The sequence below is a fragment of the Roseateles sp. P5_E11 genome (assembly GCF_054049355.1).
In genome coordinates, this window is the sequence record NZ_JBFUMO010000315.1 from 1 (window position 1) to 6,779 (window position 6,779).

Genomic DNA, 6,779 nt, shown 5'->3' on the forward strand with positions numbered 1-6,779 from the left:
GTGCAGGATGATGTCGAGGATCTCGCCAGCGCGCTTGTCACCGGCGCCGACGAGCTTGCGCTTGACGGCGGGCGAGGCGTCAAGCCCGCGTGCTTCCAGCGTGCGCGGCACGAGGGCAATGCGGGCGAGCAAATCGTGTTTTGTCCGCTCGGCCATGTCCCACAGCGCGTTGTGGGCGTCGAAGTCGCCGTAGTCGAAACCCAGCGTCAGCAGGTGTTCGCGCAGCAGCGTGAAGTGCTTGGCCTCCTCCTGGGCGATGCGCAACCAGTCGCGGTAGAAGGCCTCGGGCATGCCCGGGAAGCGCCAGCAGATGTCCAGGGCCAGGTCGATGGCGTTCAGCTCGATGTGGGCGATGGCGTGCACCAGGGCCGCGATGCCGGCCGGCGTGCGCAGCGACGGGCCTTTGAGCGTGATGTGCTCGACCAGGCGGGGGCGTGCGGGCCGCCCCGGAATGCCGCCGGGCTCGGGAATCTGCGCGTCGGTATCGACGGGCAGGGCGGCGTCAAGCGTCAGCGTGGCGGCGGCCTTGGCGGGCGCATCGGCAATCAGGAGGGGGCCGAGCGTGGCCAGGCGGAGGTCGGACATTGGCCAGGATTCTAAAATCCGCCCCTTTTGCGCGTTTGCGCGAGGCCGCGATGGCGATTTACCAGCTCGACGAGCACCTCCCCGACGTGGCTGATTCCGCCTGGGTGGCCGACAGCGCCGAGGTCATCGGCCGCGTGACGCTGGGTGAAGGCGTCAGCATCTGGTTCAACGCCGTGCTGCGCGGCGACAGCGACACGCTGACGATTGGCGCGGGCAGCAACGTCCAGGACGGCTCGGTGCTGCATGCCGACCATGGCTTCCCGCTCGTCCTCGGTCAGAACGTCACCGTGGGCCACCAGGTCATGCTGCACGGCTGCACGGTCGGCGACGAAAGCCTCATCGGCATCGGCGCGGTGGTCTTGAATGGCGCGCGCATCGGCCGCAACTGCATCGTCGGCGCCGGCGCGCTGGTGACCGAAGGCAAGGAATTCCCGGACGGCTCGCTGATCGTCGGCGCGCCGGCCAAGGTCGTGCGTGAACTGAGCGAGGCGCAGGTCGCCGGGCTCAAGGCCAGCGCGGCCCATTACGTCAACAACGGTCGCCGTTATGCGGCCGGCCTGAAAAGAATCCGATGAGTGAACTGCACAAATTCCTGTTCGACGGCCTGCCGGTGCGCGGCATGCTGGTGCGGCTGACCGACGCCTGGCGCGAGGTGCTTAGCCGCCGCGAGCCCGGCCAGGAGTACCCGCCCGAACTGCGCGACCTGCTCGGCCAGATGAGCGCCGCAGCGGTGCTGATGCAGGCCAACATCAAGTTCAACGGCGCGCTGGTGTTGCAGATCTTTGGCGACGGCCCGGTCAAGCTCGCCGTGGCCGAGGCTCAGCCCGATCTGAGCTTTCGCGYGACGGCCAAGTGCATCGGCGAGCTCGCTCCCGGGGCCGACCTGCCCAGCATGCTGAACGTGCACGGCCAGGGCCGCTGCGCGATCACGCTGGACCCCAAGGACAAGTTCCCCGGCCAGCAGCCCTACCAGGGCGTCGTGCCCCTGCACGGCGACCACCGCGAGCCGCTGTACAAGCTCTCTGAAGTGCTGGAGCACTACATGCTGCAGTCCGAGCAGCTCGACACCCGGCTGGTGCTGGCCGCCAATGGCGACATCGCCGCCGGCCTGTTGATCCAGCGGCTGCCGGTCGAAGGCGAGGGCAACCTCGAAGGAAAACGCAACGAGGATGACATCGGGCTGTCCGAGGGCTTCAACCGCGTCGCCATCCTCGCGGGCACGCTGACCGCCGAAGAGCTGCTGACGCTGGACGCCGACACCATCCTGCGCCGCCTGTTCTGGGAGGAGACGGTGACCCGTTTCGAGCCCCAGGCGCCGCATTTCTCCTGCACCTGCTCGCGGGAGCGTGTGAGCCAGATGCTGCGCGGCCTGGGCCGCGACGAGGCCGACAGCGTGCTGGCCGAGCGCGGCGAGATCGAGATCGGCTGCGACTTCTGCGGCCGGCACTACCGCTTCGACGCGGTGGATGTCGGCGCGCTGTTCACGCCCGCCGGACGCCAGCCGGACGGCGCCGAAGGCACGCTTCAATAGTTCTGAGGTCGTTCAGCGTTTCCATTGCGCAACGGGCCTCATGCCTTCTGAGGATGCCCGGCAGCCTAGTGATTGACGCCACTGCCCCGAGCTGAGACTTTCGCCTTTTGGCCCCTTCTTGAAAGGGCCAGGAGGCGACAGTGGCCGACAAGGGCGGATTTGGCAGCTTCCCGTGGGCAAGTGCCGCGGTGCTGGTGGCCTTCGTGGCCAGCACCCAGCTCGTGCYCCATGCCTTCGAACCGCTGCGGCCCGCCGAGAAGGCCCGCGCCCAGGCGCCGCTGGACCCGGATCTGGACGTCAACGCCCGCCTCTGGGAAGACCCGTTCACTGCGCTGCGCCGCTACGAGACGGAACGGGCGGAGCGCTGCGAGCGCGTGCGCAAGCAAACCTCGCAAACCCTGGACATCGACTGCCGCGACCGCGTGGCCGAGGTGCGTGACCCGCAGCGCATGCTGGCCAAGCTGGACCGCGACCACGACCAGCGCCTGGACGACACCCTCATCATCATGGGCCTGCTGCCCGGCGCCGATTTCGTGGGTGCCGAGGAGGCGCGGCGGCGTGTGCGCTACGCGACGCTGGCCGGCCTGCTGGCCCAGGACTATGTGCCCGACAACGCGGAGCGGCTCAGCCTGCTGGAGTTCAACCTGCTGGAGGCGGCCGCTCCGGCCGAGGCGGCGTCAGTGGCTTCAGCAGCATCGGCGGCCTCCCGGCCCGCTGCCGCCGACAAGCAGGCGCGCGCGGCCAAGGACAACTTCGTCGTGCCCTACGAGCTGTTGTCGGCGCGCTCGGAGCACCGCCGCAAGCCCGACGGCGAGGGCGATGCCAAGGCCGACAAGCCGCGCCGCTATGGCCAGATCGCCTTGCTGTGGGTGGACGAGAATTCCCTGCCCAACCGCAAGCTGGATGCCCTGGCCCGGCTGACCCAGCAGCTGATGGGCAGGCCGGCCCGCGACCTTGCGGCACCGGGTGGATCAGACGGGCAGCGCCTGCCCAGCCTGGCCGTCATCGGCCCTTCGTCGACCGACGCGCTGCGCGCCGCACTGATGGACCTGCGCTGCGCGGCCGACCGCAAGAACGCCGCCGCCGATGCCCTCAGCCCTGCGGCCAGCGCGGCGGCCGCACGCTGCAGCTCGGGCGTGGCGGGTGCCGTGCGGGGTCTCGCGCCCGACCTGCAGGAGGGCTACGAGCTGCTGTCGCGTGCCGAGTTCTACAACTCGGCCTCGACGGCGCCCAACAGCATGATCGCGGAGCTCAGCGACCAGAAGCTCGAGTCCTTCGTCACCGACCAGTTCAACCGCATCACCGGCGTCAACCCGGTGCGGCCGGTGCAGATGGTGCGCACCATCGGTACCGACGCCGAGCTCATCAAGCGCATCGTCGCCGAGCTCGGCCTGCGCCTGCCGCATGAGGGCCGGCGCGTCGTCATCGTTGCCGAGCGGGATTCCCTCTATGCCCAGTCCCTGGTCAGCGAGCTGCGCTACCGCCTGCCCGAGGGGCGGCCGCAGAGCCAGCCGCTGAAGATCGAGGTCATCTATTTCTTCCGTGGCATCGACGGCATCACGACGCGCGAGGCCGGCACCGCCGCCGCAGCCGGGCCGGCGGCCAAGAGCGCGCCGCTGGAATGGCCCGAGAGCCGTGACCAGCTCGACTATCTGCGCCGCCTCGGAGCCGGGCTCAAGCGCAGCGAGGCCGACTCAAGCCGCCTGCCCATCGGTGCCATCGGCATCTTTGCCAACGACGTGCACGACAAGCTGCTCGTTCTGCAGGCCCTGCACGAGGATTTCTCCGACCGCATGTTCTTCACGACGGACATGGATGCGCGCTATCTGCACCCCCGCACCCAGGCCTTCACGCGCAACCTGGTCGTTGCCAGCAGCCTGCCGCTGGCCTTCTACCCGCCCGCGGCAGGGGCACCGCACGGCGCCGTCGACCTGCAGGCCGGCACGCCGCCGCTGCGCGACATCTACCAGGCCAGCACGTATGCCGCCGCCCGCCGGGCCGGCTGCCGCAGCGAGAGCTGCAAGCGCGACGAGAGGCTGTCGCTGGAGCCGGCCCTGCAGAAGCCCTCGCTGTACGAGGTGGGCCGTTCCAGCGCAGTGCCGCTGGCTGGCTATGCGCTGGAGGCCCAGCCGACGCCACCGAGCGCGGGGCGCCACGGCCTGGCCGTGCTGATGGTGGTCGTGATGAGTTGCGCGCTGCTTGTCTGGCCGTCCACGCCGGCGATCCGGCAGGCGCGCCGTGTCTTCCTGCGCGAGCCGACGATGGACAACCAGCCGCAGATGGACATGACGTCCATCGTGCTGGTGGCCCTGCATGCCGGCGTGTTCGCCTACGTGCTGGCCAGCCTCATCGAATTCCTGCTGCCCAGCCAGCTCGGTTTCGTTCATGCCCTGCTGCTGGCCAGCCTGGCTGCTTTCGGGGCACTGCTGGCTGTGCTGCCGGCTTTGCTGCTGGCGCGGCGCGAGCAGCCAGCGCCGCCCGACCAGCGCGCTGGCGTCGACCGCCTGCATCTCGTCGTCGTGCTGCTGGTGGTGGGGGTCTGGCTGTGGCTGGCCTGGCCGGCCGGCGGATGGAACCAGGCCGGCGTCTGCGACAGCTGCGAGCCGGTGGCCTGGCTGGAAGGCGTCAGCGCCTGGCCTTCGCATCTCATCCACCTGCTGGCGCTGTTCGCCATCCTGTGGACGCTGGACTGGGCCTGGGCCGACTCGCTCAACCAGCTCCGCCACGACTCCGACTGGCTGCGGCTGCCGCGGCCCGTGCCCAAGCCCGTCGTGCGCAGCGACATGCGCCAGCTGTTGCGCGGCTGGTTCGAGCATGTCAGCGTGTTGTTCTGGAAGCCCGGCGTCGGCTACAGCTGCGACTTTGACGAGCTCTGGCAGGAGTACGGCGAGCGCGGCGAAGCCCGCCCGCGCGCCGCACGCACCCTGGTCTGGTATGGCCTGACGCTTGGCTGCGTCGGGCTGCTCTTCCTGTGCCTGTCCGAAGGGCAGATCCCCGAGGTGCCCGTGCGCGGTGACGAGCACCGCCAGATGGTGAGCGCCACCCTCTACGCCATCCTGCTGCTGCTGCCGCTGCTCATCGTCGCGGTGGCCGATGCGACGGTGCTGCTGGTGCGCTTCGTGCATCACATGAATGCCGGGCGCACTTTCTATCCCGAAAGCACTATCGAGATGTTTGCCAAGTCCCTGGGCGAGGAGCACAGGGCCTTGTGGGCGCAGCGCTTCAGCGCCCGGCCCGAGGACCGCAGCAAGGACGGCGGCGGCTTCGCGGTGCACACGCTGCTCGACGACTGGATCGACATCCAGGTCGTGGCTCGGCGCAKCACGCCGGTGGCCCGCCTCGTCATCGGTCCGTTCGTCGTGCTGGCGTTGCTGGTCGTCGCGCGCAGCCGGCTGTTCGACAACTGGTCGCTGACGCCGGCCATCGCCGTCGGCGTCAGCTTCTACATCGCTGCGCTCATCGGCCTGACGCTGCTGCTCAAGCGTGCCGCCGAGACGACGCGCCGCCGGGCGCTGGCGTCCATGCAGGCCGATCTGCGCTGGCTGGCGGGCAGCGGCAAACCGCTGTCCGACCTCGTCGAGCCCTACAAGCGGCTGATCGTGTCGGTCGAGAACGAGCAGTGCGGTGCGTTCGCCTCCTTCTTCGACCAGCCCCTGCTCAAGGCCATCCTCGTGCCCCTGGGGGGAGCGGGCGGTACGCAGCTGTTCGACTACCTGCTGCTCGGCCGCTAGAACAGCGGCACTGATGCGATCCGGCAATTTCAAGCCCTAGAACCGCGGGCCGACCGGTCTGCACTTCCCCCCTCCATACGATGGTGTTTGCTGTCAGGGCGACTAGCCTGTTAGAGCGGCCGCCCCGATTCGAGGCCCCCGTCGGGCGCTCCCGGCATCGCCGTTCCATGCCGGTCACTGGAGTGAAGCATGACATCCGATCAACGACTGCTGGCCCTGATCGGCCGCCGACTACCGGCCATCTTCGACGTCATCCCACGCGGGCCCCAGGGCCTGTCCGTGCATGATCGCGTCAGCGCCGTGGCATTGAATCCCCAGCCGCTGCCGCCCGAGCACATAGGCGCGGCGCTGGCGCAGGAGTTCGCCCACATGGCCTGGGTGAGCGACCGACTGGGCCTGAACTGGAAGACCATGGGCCAGGACCTGGACGACTGGTGCCCCACGCAACCGCGCAAGATCAAGTTCCCCGTTGGTTGGCCGCCCGTGCCCGAGCCCGATCCGCATCCGAACTGGCTGGCCGAGCTGCACCTGGGCTTTGCGGCCAAGCTGTCGGCGATCTCCGCCGAAAATGCCGGCACGCCACTGGCCGCCACGCTGGACCGCGCCGTCAATCGATCCGTCGACGCGCTGTCGCAGTTGCAGGCGAAGTGAAGCTCAGCGGGCCGGTGCGCCCACGGCCTGCGCGGCCTGAGCGAGACGGCTCGCTTCGTCGCCGCAGATGTCGACCCAGGGCAGGCCCTGGGCCGACAGTGCTGCGCGCAACCGGCCGTCGAAGCGCGACCGCACCTCGGGGCCGTCGCGCTGGATGCCGTCGGCCAGCCAGGGGAGGTCAGGCGCGCACAGCAGCGTCAGCGCGCAGCGGCGCTGGAAGGCCAGCGCGGGGACGAGCAGGCTGTCGTCGCCGAAGTAGTGCTGGCTGCACAGTGCCGTGA

The 6,779-nt window shown here is 69.4% G+C and carries 6 protein-coding genes; 4 read left to right on the top strand and 2 right to left on the bottom strand.

Annotated features, from left to right (window positions below; translation table 11 throughout):
* Positions 1–585: ferritin-like domain-containing protein (locus tag ACXJKR_RS20380; RefSeq protein ID WP_457324362.1), on the bottom strand; the 585-nt coding region annotated here is incomplete at its 3' end.
* A 50-nt stretch (positions 586–635) separates the two neighbouring features.
* Between ACXJKR_RS20380 and ACXJKR_RS20385 the strand changes: the two genes are divergently transcribed.
* The 4 genes from ACXJKR_RS20385 to ACXJKR_RS20400 all read left to right on the top strand — a co-directional run bounded on the left by ACXJKR_RS20385 (position 636) and on the right by ACXJKR_RS20400 (position 6,498).
* Positions 636–1,160 carry a gamma carbonic anhydrase family protein gene (locus ACXJKR_RS20385; protein ID WP_457324363.1) on the top strand — a complete coding sequence of 175 codons (525 nt, stop codon included), beginning with the start codon at positions 636–638 and terminating at the stop codon, positions 1,158–1,160.
* Positions 1,157–2,116, top strand: a complete 960-nt coding sequence (gene hslO, locus ACXJKR_RS20390; protein WP_457324364.1) for an Hsp33 family molecular chaperone HslO — start codon at positions 1,157–1,159, stop codon at positions 2,114–2,116. The genes ACXJKR_RS20385 and hslO overlap by 4 nt, the downstream gene beginning before the upstream one ends.
* A 140-nt stretch (positions 2,117–2,256) precedes the next feature.
* Positions 2,257–5,847 carry a hypothetical protein gene (locus ACXJKR_RS20395; RefSeq protein WP_457324365.1) on the top strand — a complete coding sequence of 1,197 codons (3,591 nt, stop codon included), beginning with the start codon at positions 2,257–2,259 and terminating at the stop codon, positions 5,845–5,847.
* 189 nt (positions 5,848–6,036) lie between these two features.
* The gene (locus tag ACXJKR_RS20400) at positions 6,037–6,498 is read left to right on the top strand and encodes a hypothetical protein (protein ID WP_457324366.1); all 462 of its coding nucleotides are present in this window, start codon (positions 6,037–6,039) and stop codon (positions 6,496–6,498) included.
* 3 nt (positions 6,499–6,501) lie between these two features.
* On the opposite strand, the gene ACXJKR_RS20405 is transcribed toward ACXJKR_RS20400, so the two are convergent.
* Positions 6,502–6,779, bottom strand: a 278-nt coding sequence (locus ACXJKR_RS20405) for an AAA family ATPase (protein WP_457324367.1), incomplete at its 5' end; no start/stop codon positions are given.